General features: G+C 72.9%; 24 protein-coding genes. 20 read left to right on the forward strand and 4 right to left on the reverse strand.

The window, feature by feature from the left end; genetic code table 11:
• Positions 1-71: 71 nt before the first annotated feature.
• From GCE65_RS05365 to GCE65_RS05375, 3 genes are read left to right on the forward strand one after another with little or no spacing between them, the layout of a single operon-like run.
• On the forward strand, positions 72-1175 hold the full coding sequence (locus tag GCE65_RS05365; RefSeq protein WP_152909616.1) for a D-alanine--D-alanine ligase family protein: 1104 nt from the start codon (positions 72-74) through the stop codon (positions 1173-1175).
• Complete coding sequence (locus GCE65_RS05370) at positions 1172-1654, forward strand: DUF3515 family protein (RefSeq protein ID WP_152909617.1); 483 nt, start codon at positions 1172-1174, stop codon at positions 1652-1654. Before GCE65_RS05365 ends, GCE65_RS05370 begins: the two co-directional genes overlap by 4 nt.
• Before the next feature lie 2 nt (positions 1655-1656).
• Positions 1657-2631 (forward strand): thiamine-phosphate kinase, encoded by a 975-nt coding sequence (locus tag GCE65_RS05375; RefSeq protein ID WP_370460193.1) that lies wholly within the window; start codon positions 1657-1659, stop codon positions 2629-2631.
• Between the two features lie 88 nt (positions 2632-2719).
• On the opposite strand, the gene GCE65_RS05380 is transcribed toward GCE65_RS05375, so the two are convergent.
• On the reverse strand, positions 2720-3067 hold the full coding sequence (locus GCE65_RS05380; RefSeq protein WP_152910409.1) for a nuclear transport factor 2 family protein: 348 nt from the start codon (positions 3065-3067) through the stop codon (positions 2720-2722).
• Positions 3068-3357: 290 nt separating this feature from the next.
• Positions 3358-3549 (reverse strand): 50S ribosomal protein L28, encoded by a 192-nt coding sequence (rpmB, locus tag GCE65_RS05385; RefSeq protein WP_153877658.1) that lies wholly within the window; start codon positions 3547-3549, stop codon positions 3358-3360.
• Positions 3550-3770: 221 nt separating this feature from the next.
• Between rpmB and GCE65_RS05390 the strand changes: the two genes are divergently transcribed.
• Genes GCE65_RS05390 through rsmD form a run of 5 tightly spaced genes read left to right on the forward strand, consistent with a single transcriptional unit; the run spans position 3771 to position 9280 of the window.
• The gene (locus GCE65_RS05390) at positions 3771-6113 is read left to right on the forward strand and encodes an ATP-dependent DNA helicase RecG (protein WP_153877659.1); all 2343 of its coding nucleotides are present in this window, start codon (positions 3771-3773) and stop codon (positions 6111-6113) included.
• Positions 6106-6804, forward strand: coding sequence for an ATP-binding cassette domain-containing protein (locus GCE65_RS05395; RefSeq protein WP_153877660.1), 699 nt, complete (start codon positions 6106-6108; stop codon positions 6802-6804). The genes GCE65_RS05390 and GCE65_RS05395 overlap by 8 nt, the downstream gene beginning before the upstream one ends.
• Entirely contained in the window at positions 6801-8297 is a 1497-nt protein-coding gene (locus GCE65_RS05400; protein ID WP_153877661.1) for a DUF6297 family protein, read from the forward strand. Before GCE65_RS05395 ends, GCE65_RS05400 begins: the two co-directional genes overlap by 4 nt.
• Before the next feature lie 9 nt (positions 8298-8306).
• On the forward strand, positions 8307-8735 hold the full coding sequence (locus tag GCE65_RS05405) for a DUF1801 domain-containing protein (protein ID WP_153877662.1): 429 nt from the start codon (positions 8307-8309) through the stop codon (positions 8733-8735).
• Positions 8732-9280: a 16S rRNA (guanine(966)-N(2))-methyltransferase RsmD gene (gene rsmD, locus GCE65_RS05410; protein WP_153877663.1), complete on the forward strand. Its 549-nt coding sequence runs from the start codon at positions 8732-8734 to the stop codon at positions 9278-9280. Before GCE65_RS05405 ends, rsmD begins: the two co-directional genes overlap by 4 nt.
• Positions 9281-9283: 3 nt before the next feature.
• On the opposite strand, the gene GCE65_RS05415 is transcribed toward rsmD, so the two are convergent.
• A complete protein-coding gene (locus GCE65_RS05415) occupies positions 9284-9862 on the reverse strand; it encodes a protein-L-isoaspartate O-methyltransferase (RefSeq protein WP_228760127.1) in 579 nt (192 codons plus the stop codon).
• A 262-nt stretch (positions 9863-10124) separates the two neighbouring features.
• Between GCE65_RS05415 and GCE65_RS05420 the strand changes: the two genes are divergently transcribed.
• From GCE65_RS05420 to GCE65_RS05465, 10 genes are all read left to right on the forward strand, one after another.
• Positions 10125-10595, forward strand: coding sequence for a DUF4440 domain-containing protein (locus tag GCE65_RS05420; RefSeq protein WP_153877664.1), 471 nt, complete (start codon positions 10125-10127; stop codon positions 10593-10595).
• A gap of 38 nt (positions 10596-10633) precedes the next feature.
• Positions 10634-11164: a DUF6790 family protein gene (locus GCE65_RS05425; protein WP_153877665.1), complete on the forward strand. Its 531-nt coding sequence runs from the start codon at positions 10634-10636 to the stop codon at positions 11162-11164.
• A gap of 64 nt (positions 11165-11228) precedes the next feature.
• Entirely contained in the window at positions 11229-11726 is a 498-nt protein-coding gene (coaD, locus tag GCE65_RS05430; RefSeq protein WP_153877666.1) for a pantetheine-phosphate adenylyltransferase, read from the forward strand.
• On the forward strand, positions 11723-12241 hold the full coding sequence (locus GCE65_RS05435) for a hypothetical protein (RefSeq protein ID WP_152910403.1): 519 nt from the start codon (positions 11723-11725) through the stop codon (positions 12239-12241). The genes coaD and GCE65_RS05435 overlap by 4 nt, the downstream gene beginning before the upstream one ends.
• Positions 12238-12801 carry a DUF177 domain-containing protein gene (locus tag GCE65_RS05440; protein WP_305071548.1) on the forward strand — a complete coding sequence of 188 codons (564 nt, stop codon included), beginning with the start codon at positions 12238-12240 and terminating at the stop codon, positions 12799-12801. The genes GCE65_RS05435 and GCE65_RS05440 overlap by 4 nt, the downstream gene beginning before the upstream one ends.
• On the forward strand, positions 12798-13487 hold the full coding sequence (gene rnc / locus GCE65_RS05445; protein WP_194928836.1) for a ribonuclease III: 690 nt from the start codon (positions 12798-12800) through the stop codon (positions 13485-13487). Before GCE65_RS05440 ends, rnc begins: the two co-directional genes overlap by 4 nt.
• The gene (mutM, locus tag GCE65_RS05450; protein WP_153877667.1) at positions 13487-14386 is read left to right on the forward strand and encodes a bifunctional DNA-formamidopyrimidine glycosylase/DNA-(apurinic or apyrimidinic site) lyase; all 900 of its coding nucleotides are present in this window, start codon (positions 13487-13489) and stop codon (positions 14384-14386) included. The genes rnc and mutM overlap by 1 nt, the downstream gene beginning before the upstream one ends.
• A gap of 53 nt (positions 14387-14439) precedes the next feature.
• Entirely contained in the window at positions 14440-14637 is a 198-nt protein-coding gene (locus tag GCE65_RS17020) for a type II toxin-antitoxin system RelE/ParE family toxin (protein ID WP_370460217.1), read from the forward strand.
• Positions 14638-14973: 336 nt separating this feature from the next.
• Entirely contained in the window at positions 14974-15261 is a 288-nt protein-coding gene (locus GCE65_RS05460; RefSeq protein WP_152910401.1) for a helix-turn-helix domain-containing protein, read from the forward strand.
• Complete coding sequence (locus GCE65_RS05465; protein ID WP_153877668.1) at positions 15258-16499, forward strand: type II toxin-antitoxin system HipA family toxin; 1242 nt, start codon at positions 15258-15260, stop codon at positions 16497-16499. The genes GCE65_RS05460 and GCE65_RS05465 overlap by 4 nt, the downstream gene beginning before the upstream one ends.
• A 97-nt stretch (positions 16500-16596) precedes the next feature.
• Here the strand turns inward: GCE65_RS05465 and GCE65_RS05470 are convergent, their stop codons facing one another.
• Entirely contained in the window at positions 16597-17169 is a 573-nt protein-coding gene (locus GCE65_RS05470) for a histidine phosphatase family protein (protein WP_153877669.1), read from the reverse strand.
• Positions 17170-17341: 172 nt separating this feature from the next.
• Here GCE65_RS05470 and GCE65_RS05475 point away from each other — a divergent pair, with 172 nt between their 5' ends.
• Both GCE65_RS05475 and GCE65_RS05480 read left to right on the forward strand, forming a co-directional pair.
• Entirely contained in the window at positions 17342-17962 is a 621-nt protein-coding gene (locus GCE65_RS05475; RefSeq protein WP_227993900.1) for a response regulator transcription factor, read from the forward strand.
• Entirely contained in the window at positions 17959-19326 is a 1368-nt protein-coding gene (locus tag GCE65_RS05480; RefSeq protein ID WP_153877670.1) for a M20/M25/M40 family metallo-hydrolase, read from the forward strand. The genes GCE65_RS05475 and GCE65_RS05480 overlap by 4 nt, the downstream gene beginning before the upstream one ends.
• Positions 19327-19335: the final 9 nt, after the last annotated feature.

Below are 19335 nucleotides of genomic sequence, written 5' to 3' on the forward strand. Positions count from 1 at the left end.
CGGCGCGAGCCGGGCCCGCGCGCCGGGTCCGGTCCCGGTACCCGGGGCTCCCGCGCGATATCCTGGCCCGGATGACACACCTTCCCCGCGCCCGCGTCGCGGTGCTTTTCGGCGGCCAGTCGAGCGAGCACGCGATCAGTTGCGCCACCGCCGCCGGCGTGCTCACCGCCATCGACCGCGACCGCTTCGACGTGATCCCCGTGGGCATCACCCGCGCCGGCCACTGGCTGCTCCTGCCCGACGATCCGGAACGGCTGCAGCTCGGTCCCGGGCACGTGCCCGCGGTCGAGGAGGGCGACGGGCCCCGGGTCACGCTCACGGGCGACCGTCGGCTCATCGCCACCGGCGGCGCGGACATCGACGATCAGGGCATCGACGTCGTGCTCCCGCTGCTGCACGGACCCTACGGGGAGGACGGCACCATCCAGGGGCTCCTCGAACTCGCCTGGATGCCGTACGTCGGCTCCGGCGTGCTCGCCTCCGCGGTCGGGATGGACAAGCAGTACATGAAGGCCGTGCTCGCGGCCGCCGACCTGCCGATCGGCCCGCACGAGGTGATCACGAACCGGCAGTGGCAGACGAACCGGGAGCGGTCCGTGGCCCGGGTCGCGGAGCTCGGGCTGCCGCTCTTCGTCAAGCCGTGCCGGGCCGGCTCCTCGATCGGCATCACGAAGGTCACCCGGGTCGAGGAGCTCGAGGCCGCCATCGAGGCCGCCCGCGAGCACGACCCCAAGGTCATGGTCGAGGCCGCCATCGACGGCCGCGAGATCGAGGTGGCGGTGCTCGAGGGGCGCGACTACGGGCCCCCGCGGGTGACCGCCCCGGGTGAGATCGCCGTCGTCGGCGACTACGATTTCTACGACTATCAGGCCAAGTACTTCGACTCGGGTTCGGCCGCCCTGAGCTTCCCCGCGGAGCTGCCGGGGCTCATCACCGAGCGCGCCAAGGGCCTGGCGGCCCGGGCCTTCGACGCGGTCGGCGGCGAGGGGCTGGCGCGAGTCGACCTGTTCTACACGACCGCGGGCGAGCTGATCGTCAACGAGATCAACACGATGCCCGGCTTCACCCCGATCTCGATGTACCCGATGATGTGGCAGCGCTCCGGCATGCCCTACGCGGCGCTCATCACCGAGCTGATCGACCTCGCCCTCGCGCGCAGCCCGGGGCTGCGGTGAGGGCCGGGCCGGCGACCGCGGGACCCGCGATCGTCGTCGCCGGGGTGCTCGCGCTCTCGGCGTGCGCCTCCCCGGTCCCGCTCGACCCCGCGCCGACCGCGAGCGACCCGGCGTGCGCCGAGGTGCTCATGGCGCTGCCGGACGAGGTCGCCGGCGCGCAGAGCCGCTCCACCACCTCCCAGTCCTCCCGCGCCTGGGGCGACCCGCCCATCACGATGCGCTGCGGGGTCACCCCGCCGGGCCCCACGACCGACCGATGCCTGCCGATCACGAGCGGCGACGTGACGGTCGACTGGATCATGACCGAGATCGGCGACGAGTCCGTGGCCGAGAACAGCTGGCAGTTCACCACGTTCGGCCGTGAGCCCGCGATCCAGGTCGTCGTGCCCGTGAACTACGCCGGCGAGGACGTCTCCGGCGTGCTCGGCGTCTTCGGTGGTGCCATCGGGCAGCTCCCGGTCAGCCGGGCGTGCCTGTGAACGTGAGCGAGGTCGACGAGGGAGAGCTGCTCGGACGGATCTTTCCGCGGCTGCCGACCGGCGCGTCGACGCTGCTCGGCCCGGGGGACGACGCCGCGATCGTGGCCGCCCCGGACGGGCGGGTCGTCGTCTCGACCGACGTGCTCGTGGCCGGGCGACACTTCCGCCTCGACTGGTCCACGGGTGCCGACGTCGGCTACCGGGCCGCGTCGCAGAACCTCGCCGACATCGCCGCCATGGGGGCGCGCCCGACCGCGATCGTCGTGGGGCTCGTGCTGCCCGCCGCCACGCCGGTGGCCTGGGTCGAGGACCTCGCCGACGGGCTCGCGCTGGCCTGCTCACCCCTCGGGGTCGGCGTCGTCGGGGGAGACCTCGTGGGCGGGCGCGAGCTCGTGGTGTCGGTGACCGTGCACGGGGACTGCCGGGGCCGCGCGCCGGTGACCCGGGCCGGCGCGCGCCCCGGTCACGTGATCGGGCTGTGCGGCACGCTCGGCCGCTCGGCCGCCGGGTGGGCCGCGCTGGAACGATTCGGCCCGGACGCGGGTCGGGATCCCGCCCTCGTCGGGCACGGCGTGTTCCGGCGGCCCGTGCCGCCCCTGCCCGCGGGCGTGCGCGCCGCCGAGGCCGGGGCGAGCGCGATGATGGACGTCTCCGACGGACTGCTCAAGGACGGCGCCCGGCTGGCTCTCGCCTCGGGGGTGACCCTCGCGCTGGACTCGGCCGCGCTCGCGGCGGACCTGGCGGACCTGGCTCCCGCCGGGGCCCTCCTCGGGGTCGACCCGTGGACCTGGCTGCTCGGCGGCGGGGAAGACCATGCGCTGCTCGCCGTCTTCCCCGATGCCGGCAGGGCCGAGGTGGCGGGATTCCGCGTCGTCGGGGCGGTGGTCGAGGCGCGGGAGGACGGGCCGGTGCTGCTCGACGGTCACGCGCCGGGTCGGCGCCGGCTGCGCACCGGCTGGGACCACTTCCGCGCATGACGGCCGCCGACCCCGCGGACCGGCGACCGATCGTCGCGGCCCTCGCGAACCCCCACACCCGCCGGCTCTTCGCCTGCGCCCGCCTCGCTCAGGCGTCGGCCGACCCCTCGCGGTAGATCTTCGCCCGGGAGATGAGCCCGCCGGCGAGGTCGAAGACGGCGAGGAGTGCGGCGCTCCTGTCCGCACCGTCGTGGTTCCAACGCTCGATCATCTCGACCGCGACGACGGCGCCGCCGTCGATCACCCGCACGAGCTCGAGTCGCGGCGTGATCGAGGCCATCGCGGTCTCGAAGAATTCGCGCAGTTCGCCGCCGGGCACCGTGTAGTCGCCGGTGACCCACGTCGCCCCCGGGGCGAAGTCGGCGAGGAGGGCGGCGGCGTCCCCGGCATTGAAGGCATCGAGGTGGCGGCGGACGAGGTCGGCGGTGGAGGTCACCGGTCGATCCTAGAGGTCACCGGGTCTTGAGTGTGCCAGGCCGTGACTGGGTCGGTTCGACCACGTCATGGGTAGTCCGGGGCACCCACATACCCGGGCGAGGTGGGACTGGGGCGATTCGACCACGTCCTGGGTAGTCCGGGGCACCCACATGCCCGGGCGGGGTGTGACTGGGTTGGTTCGACCACGTCATGGGTGGTCCGGGGCACCCACATGCCCGGGCGGGGTGTGTGCACACGCAAAATCGGCCGCCCACCCGCAGGTGGACGGCCGATTCGATGCCGAGGCCCTCAGTTGGCGCGGGTGACCTTGCCGGCCTTGAGGCAGGAGGTGCACACGTTCATGCGCTTCGGCGTGCCGTTCGTGACGGTGCGAACCTTCTGGATGTTCGGGTTCCAGCGACGCTTGGTGCGCCGGTGGGAGTGCGAGATGCTGTGGCCGAAGCTCGGGGCCTTGGCGCAGACGTCACACGTAGCAGCCACGGTGTCTCCTTAGTCGTTGCTCGCCACACGGTATCTAGCGGCGGATCGTATGGTCGGGCGGTCGCGTCAGCGGCGCATACCCGGCCAGAATGAGGTCATAGCCTGCGAACAGGCAACCGGTCCATCGTAGCGGACGCCCGCTCCATCCCCAACTTCCCGGGGGCCCGCGGCGTGTGAAGCACCTCACCGGCGTGTCCCCACCAGCCACTACCATCGAGGATATGCCCGCGGCCAAGGATCCAGCGCTCAACTCCGAGCGCTCCGAGCTCGAGCGCCTCTTCGGCAAGCGCCTCGCCGCCGACCTCGCCACCCTCGACCTGCACACGGTCGACGGCCTCCTCCATCACTACCCGCGCCGCTACGTCGAGCACGAGCAGGTGACCCCGCTCAGCCGGGGCCGGATCGATGAGGACGTCACCTACGTCGCCCGCGTGAGCTCCAAGGAGGGCCGGGTGGTCCGCGGCGGCACGATGTATCTGACGACCATCGTGTTCACCGACGGCACGACCGACGTCGGCGCCACGTTCTTCTCCAAGACCGAACACAAGGTGAACAAGTACGTCAAGGAGCTCAAGGTCGGCCAGTACGCGATGGTCGCGGGCAAGCTGAGCCGCAGCAAGTTCGCCGGCGGGCCCGCCCGCGAACTCGTCCACCCCGACGTGCGGCCGCTTCCCACGCCCGCCGCGGGCTCCACCGAGGCCGCCAAGCCCGTGCCGATCTACCCGGCCACGAAGAAGTGCCCGAGCTGGAAGACCGAGCACGCCCTGCGCACGATCATCGACCCGCTCCAACCCGGCGACGTCGCCGACCCCATCCCGGGCGAGCTGCGCGCCGAGCACGGCCTCATGAGCCTGCACGACGCGCTGCGCCACGTGCACCAACCCGCCACGATCAACCACGCCCACCAGGCCCGCCACACCCTGCGCTTCCACGAGGCCTTCGTGCTGCAGACGGCGCTCGCCCGCCGCCGCCTCGACGCGCGCCGATTCGACGCCGACCCCCGCCCGCCCGTGGCCGGTGGCCTGCTCGACGCCCTCGACGCCCAGCTGCCGTTCACGCTCACCGCCGCGCAGCGCGAGGTCGCCGCCGAACTGGGCGACGATCTCGCCGGGGCCCATCCGATGCAGCGGCTCCTCCAGGGGGAGGTCGGCTCCGGCAAGACCGTCGTCGCGCTGCGGGCGATGCTGCAGGTGGTCGACGCCGGGGGACAGGCCGCGCTGCTCGCCCCGACCGAGGTGCTCGCCCAGCAGCACGCCCGCTCGATCGAGGCCCTGCTCGGGCCGCTCGCCGACCCGATGGCGGCCGGCCTCCTGCGACCCGATGCACCCCGCACCCGGGTGGCGCTGCTCACCGGCTCGATGGGCGCGGCACCCCGCCGAGCCGCGCTCCTGGCGGCGGCCTCGGGAGAGGCGGGGATCGTCGTCGGTACGCATGCCCTGCTCGGAGAGCACGTGCAGTTCGCCGACCTCGGCCTCGTGGTCGTGGACGAGCAGCACCGGTTCGGCGTGGAGCAGCGCGACGTGCTGCGCACCAAGGCCGCGAAGGTGCCGCACACGCTCGTCATGACCGCCACCCCCATCCCGCGCTCGGTCGCGATGACCGTCTTCGGCGACGTCGACACCTCGACCATGCGCGAGCTTCCGGCCGGCCGGGCGCCGGTGGCCACCCACGTCGTCTCGCAGAACCGGCCCGGCTGGATGGAGCGCGTGTGGGCCCGGGTGGCCGAGGCGGTCGCGGCCGGCGGCCGGGCGTACGTCGTGGCCCCGCGCATCGGCGAGGACGGCGGCGGGCCTGCCGGGTCCGCCGGGGCCGCTGGGTCGGCCGGGGCCGCTGGGTCAACTGGGGCCGCCGGGTCGACTAGGGCCGCCGGCTCCACTCGATCGGCTGGGTCGGCCGGCGACACCGACGGCGTCGACCTCGTGACCGAGGAGGGCGCGGAGAAGGCGGCGAGCGACCTCATCGCCGTGCTCGAGCTCGCCCCGCAGCTGGCCGCCGAGCCGGCGCTCGCCGGGATCGGGATCGGCATCCTGCACGGCCGCCTCGCACCCGAGGAGAAGAACCGGGCGATGGCCGACTTCTCCTCCGGGACGGTGCCCATCCTCGTGTCGACCACCGTGATCGAGGTCGGGGTGGACGTGCCGGAGGCGACCGTCATGGTCGTCATGGACGCGAACTTCTTCGGCCTGTCACAGCTGCACCAGCTGCGGGGCCGGATCGGCCGGGGAGATCGCGGCGGCACGTGCTTCGTGGTCGCCCGCTCCGGGGGGCAGGTCTCGAAGCAGCGCCTCGACACGTTCGCGGGCACGAACGACGGGTTCGCGCTCGCGGAGGCCGACCTCGCCTATCGTGGCGAGGGGGATGTGCTCGGCCGCTCCCAGTCCGGCCGGGACAGCTCGCTCAAGCTCCTGCGCGTGATCGAGGATGCCGACCTCATCGAGGCGGCCCGCGTGGCCGCCTGGGCGATCATCGAGTCCGATCCCGACCTGGCGGCCCACCCGGCGCTCGCCCGGGCCACCCTCACCCTGATCGACCCCGACAAGGAGGAGTTCCTCGATCGTGCCTGAGAAGAAGAAGCGGACCGCGCCGCTCATCGCCGCCCACGACGTGCTCGTGGGCTACGGATCGACCACCGAGTCCGCCGTCTGCCCGCCGATCAGCGTGACGGTGCGCGAGCGACGCTCGCTCGCGATCGTCGGCGCGAACGGCACCGGCAAGTCCACGTTCCTGCGGGCCCTCGCCGGGCAGCTGGCCGTGCTCGCCGGGCGCATCGAGGTGTTCGACCGGGCCATCGACGAACGCAGCGCCGAGTTCCGCCGGGACGTGGCCATCGTGCTCGACGACGACTCCTACCTGCCGGCCCTCACCGTGCGCGAGCACCTCCTGCTCACCGCTCGGGGCCACGGGGTCGAATCGGCGAGCGCGCTCGTGACCGAACTGCTCGAGGACTTCGGCCTCACCCCGCGCCAGCACGCCCTGCCGACCGCGCTCTCCTCGGGGCAGCGGCGCCGGCTGCTGCTCGCGGCCGGATTCGTGCGCCCGCGCCACCTGCTCGTGCTCGACGAGCCGGAGCAGCGCCTCGACGCCGGCATGCGCGACCGGCTGACCGAGCGGCTCGCCGGGGAGACCGCCGTGTTCGCCACCCACGACCCGGTGCTCGTGCGCGGCGCCGCCTCCGCCGCCCTCATCCTCGCCGAGGACGAGGTGCGCGTGGTCGACCCGGAGACGGGGGCGGCAGCCATCGAGGAGCTGCGGTGAGCGTCACCGGCGCGCACATCCGCGGGCTCACCCGGGCGGCCACGAAGGCCCACGGCGGCGGCAAGTCCTCCGACCTGTTCGGCGACGTGTACGTCATCGCCATCAACATCGCCATCGCCCTCGGCATGGCCGTCGGGCTCCTCAACTATCTCAACGCGACCATCCGCAGCCACGACGCCGCGGCCGGGATGAACCCGCTGTGGTTCACGCTCAGCCTGGCCGTCGCGTTCCTCGGGGCCGCGATCGGGCTGGCGGCCCGGCTCGGGCCCGTCAACCTGAGCGGCGGACAGGCCGCCTGGTGGTTGCCGATGCCGGTCGACCGCGGCGGCCTCGTGCGGCCCCGGTTCTTCCTCGTACTCGCCCTCGGCGCCGCGCTCGGCGCCCTCGGCGGCGTTCTGTTGTCGGCGCTCGCCTCCGGCACGGTCGTGTGGGGCCTCGTCGCGGCCGCCGCGCTCGTGCTGCTGCTCGCCGTCACCGCCACCGCGGGCGCGCAGACCCGCCCGCGGACGCACCGCCGCCCCGGCGCGATCGTGATCGGCGACGTGCTCATGGCGATCTCGCCGGTGCCGGTGCTCCTCGCGGTGGTGCTGACCGCGGAGCCCCGGATCCCCGGCATCGCCGGCGGGTGGCCGGCGCTCGCCGTGCTCGCCGCCCTGACACTCGCGAGCATCGTGGCGGTCACGCGCCGACTCGGGCGGATCAGCGGCAACGACCTGCGTGAACGCGGCGCGGTAAGCAGCTATGCCGGCGGGGCCGTCACCTCCCTCGACACCCGCGAGCTCGGCCGGGCGCTCAACGCCGCCACCGCGCCCGACCGGCGCCGCCGCTCCCTCGGCTTCGACTGGGTGCACGGCCCCGTCGCCGCCGTCGTCACCGCGGATGCGCTCCTGCTGCTGCGGTCCGGCCGGGCCATCATCCAGATCCTCGTGGCCGCGCTCATCCCGCTCACCGTGGCCTGGTCCGGGTGGCCCGTGTGGGCCGTCATCGTCGCCGTTCTCCTCGGCGGACTGCTCGCCGCCTCCGCGACCGGGGAGGGGGCCCGCCGGGCGGAGATGGCCCCCGTGCTCGATGCGGTCTTCCCCCTGTCCGCGGCCACGATGAGGCGCGCGCGGTTCGTCGTCCCGGTGATCGTGTCGACGGCGTGGCTGCTGCTCGTGATCGGGCTCGGCTGGGCCTGGGCGGAGCCGCCGCTCGCCGGCTGGCTCGTGCTCGCTCTCGTGGCCGGGCCGCTGTACGGGGCGGGAGCGCTGCGCTCGGCCTACCGCAAGCCCGTCGACTGGTCGAAGCCGCTCGTGCACACTCCCGGCGGCATGGCGATCCCGCCCGGGGTGTTCGGGGCGGTCTCGGCCGGGCCCGACGTGGTCGTGCTCTGCGGCCTGCCGCTCTGGCTCGCGATCGGGGCGTTCGGGCCGAGCCCCGTCGTGATCATGTTCCAGCTGGCCGCCACCCTCATCGCGTACGCGATCGGCACGCACGTGAAGAAGAAGGACTGAGGAGGGGCCGTGGCCACGAGAGAACCGGCGATGTCGCCGTCCGACCTGCCGGTCGAACAGGTGCTCGACCGCGCGACGGGCCCGCGGCGCGCCGAGGCCGATGAACTACTCGCGATCCACGCCGAGATCACGGGCGAGGGGCCCGTCGTGTGGGCCGGGCGGATCCTCGGCTTCGGTGAGGTCTCCTACCGCTATGACAGCGGGCACGACGGGCGGATGCCGCTGCTCGCCTTCGCGTCGGGGCCGAGGCAGCACACGGTCTACTTGGTCGAGGACTTCGCACAGCGGTGGCCCGAATTGCTCGAGCGGCTCGGCGCACACCGGGCGAGCAAGGCGTGCCTCTACTTCACGCGCCTGGCGGGCGTCGATCGCGACGTGCTCCGGGAACTGCTCGAGCGCTCGCTGGACGAGACCCGTGCCCAGTGGTCGGCGCCATGACCCGCATCATCGCCGGGGACGCCGGCGGCCAGCGGCTCGAGGTACCCGCCCACGGCACCCGACCCACGAGCGACCGGGTGCGGGAGGCGATCTTCTCCCGGCTCGAGCACGTCGACGCGATCTCGCGGGCGCGGGTGCTCGACCTGTACGCGGGCTCGGGGGCCCTCGGGCTCGAGGCGCTCTCGCGCGGGTCCGAGAGCGTGGTGTTCGTCGAGGCGAACCGGGCCGCAGCGGAGGTGATCCGCCGGAACGTGGCGCGCCTGGGCTACGGCAGCCGCGCACGCGTCGTCCATACGAGCGTGGCGAGCTTCCTCGCCGGCACGGCCGGGGAGCCGTTCCACACGGTGCTCGCCGACCCGCCCTACGACCTGGACGAGGCGCCGGCCGTGCTCACCGCCCTCGAGCCGTGGCTCGGACCCGAGTCGGTCGTGCTGTGGGAGCAGTCCGGGCGTGCCCGCCCGCCCGCCTGGCCCGACGGGTTCGTCGACCTCGGCGCGCGCCGCTACGGGGAGACGACCGTGCACCTGGCCGAGGTGCCCGGCTGAGGTTCACTCGCCGGTGACGAGCGGCACGAACACGTACCGGCCGGTCCTCGCCACGACCACCGCCCGGCCGCCGCGGCGCTCGACCACGGTCATCGTCCCCCGCACGGGAAGCACGAGCCGGCCGCCCTCGCGCAGCTGAGCAACGAGCCCGCCCGGAACCCGCGGGGCGTCGGCCGAGACGAGGATCCGGTCGTACGGCGCCTGCTCCGGCCAGCCGAGCACGTCGATCGCCCGGTGCACACGCGCCCGCCGCCAGCCCGCGGCGGCGACGTTCGCCCCGCCCCAGCGCGCCAGGTCCGCACGCACCTCCACCCCGTCGACCCGGCCGGTCGGGCCGACGAGCGCCGCGAGCAGCGCCGTGGTCCACCCCGAGCCACTGCCCACGTCGAGCACCCGGTCCCCGACCGACACCTCGAGCAGGAGGAGCATGGCCCGCACGGTCGAGGGCTGGGAGCAGGTCTGCCCGCCCGTGAGCACGAGCGGCTCGTCGAGTCCGGCGAACGGGCGGGCCGGGGAGGGGAGGAAGTCCGCGCGCGGCGCGGCGGCCATCGCCGCCTCGACCCGCGCGGCCGGCGTGGACACCGCCACTCACCCCGATTCGGATCGGAATCACGCTCGAAATGCGTCGGTCCCGATCCTACGCGGGCCCCGGACGCAGCGGGAGAGGTCCGCGGTCCCCGCGTCGAATGCGGGAACATGTGCGCACACCCGGGCGACGTGCTAGCTTGGCCGGAATTGATTCATGGAATTCGCGGAGGCAACGGAGCACTGCCGCCTGCGGCTATGACGCCGACCAGGCCCGGAGATCGACGCCATCGCCTTCGAGTACTCGGAAAGTTGATACATGACAGCATCACGGCACGAATCGATTCCCCCTGCCCTCGAGGTCCCTGCCCTCGAGGCCGAGGCGATCGGCTCGACGCTCATGACCGTGTTGACCGCGTTCAGCACCGGCACCGCGGCGGGCATCTCGGCCCACTACACCGCGGATGCGGACTGGACGAACGCGTTCGGCACCCGGCTCAGCGGCGGCGCCGCGGTGGAGGACTACCTGGTCGGCCTGTTCGCGAACGAGCGGTTCGCGGCCGGTGAACTGGCCGGCCCGCCGGAGGTGAGCATCCAGGCACTCGCCGACGGGGTCGCGGTCGCGCACATCGTGACCGTGATCGAGGGCCAGCAGGTCCACGACGGTTCACAACTCGGTACCCGCACCACGAATTCACTGCATATTCTCCTGCGGCAGGAGTCGGGTGACTGGAAGATCGCGACCCAGATATTCGCCGATGCACGCACCGAGACGACTCACGTCGCCTGACCCGACCGTTCAGCGAGAGCCGAGAAAACATGTATATCGTGACGATCCTGTCATTCTTCGTCGTGCTTCCCACGGTGAGCATCCTGATCGAGTGGGCCGTGCGTCCGCAGCGCCGCGACCTGCTCCTCCTCATCGGCCGGTGGATCGTGTTCTGGGCGGTCGGCATTCGACTGTTCACCGCGGGCCTGAGCCAGGCGATGCGACCGGAATACACCGCCGAGGTCATCTTCGACGTGACCAGCCCCGTCGTGCTCCCGTTCATCCAGGAACTGGGCTTCGCCAACCTCGCCCTCGGCCTCGTGGCCATCGTGAGCGTGCTCAAGCGTGAGTGGGTGGCGCCGGCGGCGCTCGCCGGTGCGATGTTCTTCGGCCTGGCCGGGCTGCGTCACGCGCTCGTGGCCGAGGACGCGACCGGCACCCGGATCGTCGCCCTGGCCTCCGACCTGTTCATCTTCGCGGTGCTCACCGGCTACCTGCTGCGCCGCGGCATCCGCTCACGGTCCCGAGCGCGAGGCGAGCGACGTCGTCCCCACGCGGACGAACCGGCACCGTCCGCCTCGGGCTCCTGAGCGGGGCCCGGGCGCTGCCCCGCGGTGCCCCGGGCGGAGGCCGCCGGCAGGGTACCGTGGACCCGTGATCAACCGCATCGCCGTCTGTCCGGGCTCCTTCGACCCGGTCACCCTGGGGCACGTCGATCTCGTGCGCCGTGCCACCGCGCTCGCCGACGAGGTGGTCGTGGCCGTCGGCACCGGCTACGGAAAGAACGCCCTGCTCGCCCCGGAGCAGCGCCGCGACCTGTTCGCCGCCGCCGTGGCCGACCTGCCCGGCGTCCGGGTGGAGCTCATGCCCGGCCTGCTCGTGGACCTGTGCCGCGAGGTCGGCGCGCGCGCCGTGATCAAGGGGATCCGCGGGGGAGCCGACTACGACCACGAGCAGCCGATGGCGCTCATGAACCGTCACCTGGCCGGGATCGAGACCGTGTTCCTGCCCGCCGACCCGACGGTCGCCCACATCTCCTCGACCATGGTGCGCGACGTCGCCCGCTACGGCGGCCCGATCGCCGACCTCGTGCCCGCCGGCGTCGAGGACGCCGTGCGCGCCGCCCTCGCCGACCGCAAGGAGCAGCGATGACAGACCAGCCCGACCGGCCCACGCCGGCCGAACGCGACGGCGACTCCCTCCTGGCCGTGCTCGACCAGCTGAACGAGCTCGTCTCCACCGCCCGGGCGATGCCGATGTCGGCCTCCGCGCTCGTCAACCGGGCCGAGGTGCTCGACCTGCTCGCCTCCGCCCGGGGCGTCGTGCCCGACCAGATCACCCGGGCCGACCGGCTCGTGGCCGACGCCGACGCTGTCCTGGCCGGGGCCCGCGCCGAGGCCGACCGCATCCTGGCCGAGGCGCAGGCCCGGGCCGGGGTACTCGTCTCCTCCGAGGCCGTCCTGCGGGAGGCCGAACGGCGCTCGGGCGAGCTCGTCGCCCAGGCCGAGGCCACGGCGGAGAAGCTCGCCCGCGACGCCGACGACTACTGCGACCGCCAACTCGCCCAGTTCGAGATCGACCTCGGCTCGATCGGCGCCCAGGTCGCGGCCGGGCGCGCCCGCCTGGCCGACCGCTCCCTGCCCGCCACCGACGAAGGAACCCCGTGACCACCTCACCGTTCGTGATCGACACCCATGACCTGGGCCGGCGTGCGGGCTCGATGCGCACGGAGCGCCGGGTCGTGCCCAGCCACGCACCCCTCGGCACCGAGGTCATCGGCATGCCCGAGGGCACCCCGATCGAGATCGACGTGCGCCTCGAGGCCGTGATGGAGGGCGTGCTCGTGACCGGCACGGCCACCGTCACCGCGACCGGGGTGTGCGGGCGCTGTCTGCGGCCGTTGACCGAGGAGATCACGGTCGACGTGAGCGAGCTCTACGCCTACCCCGACCGCGCCACGCACCACGGCGAGGTCGCCGACGAGGACGAGGATCCGCTCCCGGTGCTCGTCGGGGAGAGCCTCGATCTCGAGGGCCCGCTCGTGGATGCGCTCGTGCCCGCGCTTCCGTTCCAGCCGCTGTGCCGGCCCGACTGCGCGGGACTGTGCCCCGAGTGCGGCGTGCGGCTCGACGAGGCCGAACCCGGCCACGCCCACGCCGAGCCGATCGACCCGCGCTGGGCCGCGCTCACGGCGCTGAGCGAACCCGACGAGGACCGGGAGAAGTGACCGCGGCGCCCGAGCTCGCCGCGGCCCTGGGAATCGAGCTCGACCCCGACCTGCTCGTGCTCGCCCTGACCCACCGCAGTTTCGCCCACGAGGCCGGCGGCATCCCCACGAACGAGCGCCTCGAGTTCCTCGGCGACTCCGTGCTGGGCCTCATCGCGACCGAACGCCTCTACCGCGACAACCCCGACCTCGACGAGGGCGAGCTCGCCAAGATGCGCGCGGCGTCCGTCTCCCAGCACTCGCTCGCCGCGATCGCCCGCGGCCTCGGCCTCGGCGGCTACGTGCTCCTCGGCAAGGGGGAGTTGACCACCGGCGGCCGCGACAAGGACTCCATCCTGTGCGACACGCTCGAGGCGGTCTTCGGAGCCGTCTACCTGTGCCACGGCCTCGAGGAGACCCGCCGCGTGATCGAGGGGCTGATCGCCGAGACGCTCGCCCGCGCCGGCCGCCTCGGCGCCGGCCTCGACTGGAAGACCAGCGTGCAGGAGCTCGCCGCCCGCCGGAACCTCGGCGCCCCCACCTACGAGGTCGAGGGCAGCGGCCCCGACCACGACCGCCGCTACACCGCCCGCCTCCTCATCGCAGGCCAGAGCCACGGCGCCGGCGAGGGCACGAGCAAGAAGGCGGCCGAACAGCGCGCCGCCGAGGCCGCCTACGTGAGCCTGACCACGCCCGAGCGGGACTGATGCCCGAGCTGCCCGAGGTCGAGACGATCCGCGCCGGGATCGCCGATCACGCCGTCGGCGGGCGGATCGAGTCGGTCGAGGTGTTCTCCGATCGCGCGATGCGCCGCCAGCAGGGTGGCCGCGACGAGTTCGCCGCGCTGCTGGCCGGCCGCACGCTCACCGGCGCCCGCCGCCGCGGGAAGTTCCTGTGGCTCACCCTCGACCACGAGGGGGAGGAGGCCCTCCTCATCCACCTCGGCATGAGCGGGCAGGTGCTCGTGCGAGAGCGTACGGACGACGCAGCTCACCTTCCCGCGCATGCGCGGGTGCGTCTCACGCTCGCCGGTGGCCCCGGTAACACAGGTGTCCCCGGTAGGACAGTGGAGCTGCTGTTCGTCGACCAGCGCACGTTCGGCTACATGTGGGCCGGGCCGCTGACGCCCGAGGGCCTGCCCGAGCCCGTCGCCCACATCGGCCGCGACCTGCTCGACCCGGCACTCGCCGCCGGCACGGCTGACTATTCGGAGCTCGTGCGCGCGATCCGTGGCACCGGCCGCGGGATCAAGACCGTGCTGCTCGATCAGCGGGTCCTCTCCGGCATCGGCAACATCTACGCCGACGAGGCGCTGTGGCGGGCCCGGCTGCACTACGCCACCCCGGCGGAGCGGCTGCGACCGATCCGGGCGGGTGAACTGCTCGAGTCCGCCCGGGACGTGCTGACCGAGGCGCTCGCGGCGGGCGGCACGAGTTTCGATGCGCTCTACGTCGACGTCGCCGGCGATTCCGGCTACTTCGAACGGGAACTGGCCGTCTACGGGCGCGAGGGCCTGCCGTGCGGACGGTGCGGGCGTGCCATCGTGCGCGAGCCGTGGGCCAACCGCTCCTCCTTCCGGTGCCCCGCCTGCCAGCGGAAACGTTAGTCGACGCCTGACTGATCGTTGGTGCTGACGACAGCTCGACCCGTCCATACGAGATTCGGGCGGCGGTGGAACGGATAGGGGCGGACTCGGGCCGCGGGCGCGCCTGCGACGAGATCCGCGAAGGGTACCGGCGCTACGGCATCGGCAGCCATCTCGTGTTCTACGTCGAGATGGCCGACAACGTCGACATCGTGCGGCATCCTGCACCGGCGCATGGGCCCGACGCGACACATGTAGGCCGGCGTCGATGACGAGCCCGGTCTCCCTCGGGACACGATTCCCGTGGTCGGCGAACCGTGCCGCGGCGGCGCGACCGCACGACCTCCGCGACGAAGAAGCGTGAGAACGCGCGGTGCGCGGCGCTGTGCGGGAGGATGCAGAGTTCGCCCTGGGCGGCGCCCGTTCCCGGATGTCCGCGAGCGAGAGGGTGCCCGCATCCGTGCCCGGCCGTGATGGTCGAGTTCGAGCCTGCCGGTTCGGCGTCGTGGCCCATCGACTCGGACACTCGTAGAAGCGTGGCGACAAAGGTCGTCATAACGACCATATATGGCTGCTATCTTAGCCATAAGCGACGGAGGGAGTGTGTCATGGGTGGGTACCGGATCGGCCGTGAGCTAGCCGAGTTCGGCGAGCATGTGCGTGGCTGGCGCATGGTCCTCGGACTCACCGCGCAGCAGGTGGCCGAGCGCGCCGGCATCACGCGAGACACGCTGCGCAAGGTCGAGTCGGGAGACCCCGGTGTGGGTTTCGGGAACGTCGCGCAGGTGCTGCGCGCCCTCGGTGTGCTCGATCGGACGGTCCAGGCGGTCGACCCGCTCGGCAGCGACATCGGGCGTCTGCGGGCCGGAAAACTCGCGAAGAGACGCGCACGATGACCACGGTCGACGTCGTGATCGACCGGGCCGGAGAGTCGATCCTGGTGGGGCAGGCGCATTTCACCAGGGAGCGTAGCCGGATCTCCACCACGTTCCTCTACGACCCGAGCTACCTGGCCGGCGACGGGATGAGTATCGACCCTGCGCTGCCGCTCGTCTCGGGGGCGCAGCATCAGCCCGGTCTCGTGCGGGCCTTCGCCGACAGCGCTCCCGACCGCTGGGGCAGGAATCTCATCGAGAAGGCAGAGCGCGCCCGTGCCCGCGAAGAGGGCCGAGCCTCGCGCCGACTGGACGACCTCGACTTCCTCCTGGGTGTCAGCGACGACGCGCGTCAGGGAGCCCTGCGATACCGGATCGCCGGCACCTCGACGTTCGTCGGCAACGCGTCGCACGTCCCACAGTTGGTCTCACTCCCGGCGCTGCTGCATGCCTCCGACGACGTCGCCGCGGACGACGATCCCCGTGAAGCCGTCAAGCAACTGCTCGACACAGGCACGACCGGGCTGGGCGGTGCGCGTCCGAAGGCGTCTGTTCGCCTCGAAGACGGTGCGTTGGCCATCGCCAAGTTCCCCCACTCCGGCGACCGGTGGGACGTCATGGCGTGGGAGGCGACAGCGCTGGATCTACTGGAGTCGGCGGCCATCCGAACACCCACCCGGCGGCTGACACGAGTGGGCGAGCGCAGCGTGCTCATCCTGCGACGATTCGACCGCACCGACGACGGGCACAGAGTCGGCTACATCAGCGCGATGACCGCGCTCGGCGCCTCCGACGGCGACCAGCGCGACTATGCCGAGATCGCCGAGGCGATCCGAGACCTCTCGCTCTCCCCGAAGGCGGACCACCGAGCGCTCTTCGATCGTGCGGTCGCATCCATCGTTCTGGGGAATACCGATGACCACCTCCGCAACCACGGCTTCCTCGCAGATCGCGGCTCATGGACGCTCAGCCCGGCCTTCGACGTGAATCCCAACCCGGATCCGTGGAAGGCGCGCTCGACGGCGATCTTGGGGGCCTACGCGCTCCCCGACGAAGCTGAGGCATTGCTGCCGCTGGCCGAGGAATGCGCCCTGAGCGCCGACGAGGCGCGCGCCAGGATGCTCCGCATCCTGGCGGTGACGGCCGACTGGCGCGGCGCAGCGCGGAGGAACGGCATTCCCGAGCGGGAGATCGAGATGATGGCGGAGTCGATCGACACTCGATCGGCGGCCGTGGCCGGCGCGGCGGGAGCGGCCTGACAGTGGTGCGACCGCTCGTCGTCCACGCGAGCCGAACGGGGTGGAGGGTTCGACAGGCCGTCGCCGCGCGAATCGGGACGAGGGGCCGCGGTCCCGGTCACAGCTGCGAATTCCATCGCGACAGGGCCCGCCCGCCCTTGTAGGGGGCGAGCACGCTCACCGTCCCGGTCGCCAACGGGAACGAGTCGCCCAAGCCGAAGTCGAGCCCGAGCCAGCACAGGGTCATCGCCCGCAGGCCGTGACCGTGGCCGAAGCAGAGCACGCGGTCCAGACCCGACCCGGCGGCGCGGTCGATCACCCGGGTGAGGCGGGCGCGCACCTGCTCCGCCGTCTCGCCCCCGGGAACGTCGCCGGTCCAGATGGTCCAGCCCGGCCTCTCGGCGCGGATGTCGGCGCTTGTCACCCCCTCGTAGTCGCCGTAGTCCCATTCGACGAGGTCCTCGCAGAGCTCGACCCGGTCGGCGGAGAATCCGGCGAGCTCGGCCGTGCGCCGGGCACGCAGCCGCGGACTCGAGAGCACCAGGTCGAACGCGGCGGGATCGAGCCGGCCCTTGAGCGACTCGGCCTGCCGCACCCCGATCTCGGTCAGGTCCAGGTCGGTGACCGAGGTGTGCCGCCCGCTGCGGCTCCACGCGGTCTCGCCATGACGAATCAGGTAGATCTCTGTCATCGGGGACTCCTCGTGCGCGCTCTCATCGGCCTGTTCCAGAGCACCACGGTCGCGGCCTCGGCGACAAGGGTGTCGCCGGGCCGGAATCGGCCGACGCCCGCCCGGCGGGGCGCGGGCGGATAGGCTGAGCGCCGTGACCAACCAGATGCCCGGGAGCACCGACATCCCGGTGATGATCGTCGACGACCACGAGGTCGTCCGCCGCGGGATCGCCGAGGTGATCGACCGCTCCGACGGCCTGCAGGTCGTCGGCGAGGCCGGCTCCGTGGCCGAGGCCGTCCGGCGGATGATGCTCGTGCGCCCGGCGGTGCTACTCGTCGACCTGCAACTGCCCGACGGCACCGGCATCGACATCATCAACGCCGCCACGCGCGACCTGCCCGAGGCCCGCAGCATCGTGCTCACCTCCTTCGACGACGACGAGGCGGTGAGCGAGGCCCTGACCGCCGGCGCCAAGGCCTTCCTGCTCAAGAGCGTGCGCGGGGCCGAGATCGCCGAGGTGGTCCGGGCCGTGGCCGCGGGCCGGGTGCTGCTCGACCACCGCACGATCACCCGCCACCAGAGCGAGGACGACCCGACCGCCGACCTGACCAAGTCCGAGCGGCGGGTGCTCGAGCTCATCGCCGAGGGGCTGACGAACCGCGAGATCGCCGACCGGCTCGGCGTCGCCGAGAAGACCGTGAAGAACCACATCACCTCGCTCCTGTCCAAGATGGGACTCGAGCGGCGCACCCAGGTCGTCGCCTGGGTGGCCGGGCGCCGCGGCGGTGCCTGGCGACGGAGGGACTCATGACCGACCCGCTTCAGGACCGGCTGCGCGCGGAGGTCGCCGGCCTCATGCCCCGTGCCCTGGACGAACTGCGCGCCCTCGTGGCGCTGCGGTCCGTGGCGGACGCGCAGGTCGAGGATCCACGTGAGCTCGAGCTCGCGGCCCGCTGGGTCCGAGACTCGCTGGCCGCCGAGGGGCTCGAGGCTCGGCTCGCCCGCACTCCCGACGGCACGGACGCCGTCATCGCGACCTACGACGGCCCGCCCGACTCCCCGCGGGTGCTGCTCTACGCCCACTACGACGTCCAGCCCGCCCACGCCGAGGAGTGGACGAGCGACCCGTGGGACCTGACCGAACGGGACGGGCGCCACTACGGCCGCGGCGCCGCCGACTGCAAGGGCAACATCCTCGCCCACCTCACGGCCCTGCGCGCGTGCCGGGCGCTGAGCGGCGACGGCTACCCGTGCTCCCTCACCGTCGTGGTCGAGGGCTCCGAGGAACAGGGCACCGGCGGCCTCGAGGACTACGTGCGCGACCACCCGGAGGAGTTCGCGGCCGAGATCGTCATCATCGGGGACGTCGGCAACATCGCCGTCGGAGTGCCGACGCTCACGGTCGCCCTGCGCGGGATGGCCGACACGATCGTGCGCGTGCGCACCGGCAGCGGACAACTCCATTCGGGAGCGTTCGGCGGCGCCGCCCCCGACGCGCTCGCGGCCCTCATCGCCATGCTCGCGAGCCTGCGCGACGCCGACGGGAACACGACCATCGACGGGCTCGCCGCCGACGGCGTCTGGGAGGGCACGCAATACGACGAGGAGACCTTCCGCGCCGATGCGGGCATCCTGCCCGGGGTGCGCCGGATCGGCAGCGGGACGATCTCCGACCACCTGTGGGCCCGTCCCGCGGTCACCGTGCTCGGAATCGACGCCCCCGCCGTGATCGGCTCGGTGCCGTCGGTGCAGCCCGCCGCCGCGGCCCGCGTCAGCCTGCGCGTGCCACCCGGGATGGACCCGGGGCGGGCACAGGAGGCGCTCGTCGAACACCTGCGAGGGGCCGCGCCCGGGGGCGTGCACGTCGAGTTCGAGCGGGTCGGCCTCGGTCGCCCCTTCTCCGCCCGACAGGACACCCGCGCGTTCGAGCTGCTCGCCGGCGCGATGGCCGACGCCTTCGACGCGCCCACGCAGACCTCCGGCCAGGGCGGATCGATCCCGCTCACCGCGGCCCTCGCCGACGCCCACCCGGAGGCCTCGATCGTCCTCGTCGGGGTGGCCGAGCCGGCGAGCCGCATGCACGCCGAGGACGAGTCGGTCCACCCCGACGAGATCTCCCACCTCGCGCTCGCGGAGGCGCTCTTCCTGCACCGTCTCGCCGCTCACGCCGGCTGACCGGGCCGA

Source organism: Pseudactinotalea sp. HY158, from assembly GCF_009660225.1.
Classification (GTDB): domain Bacteria; phylum Actinomycetota; class Actinomycetes; order Actinomycetales; family Beutenbergiaceae; genus HY158.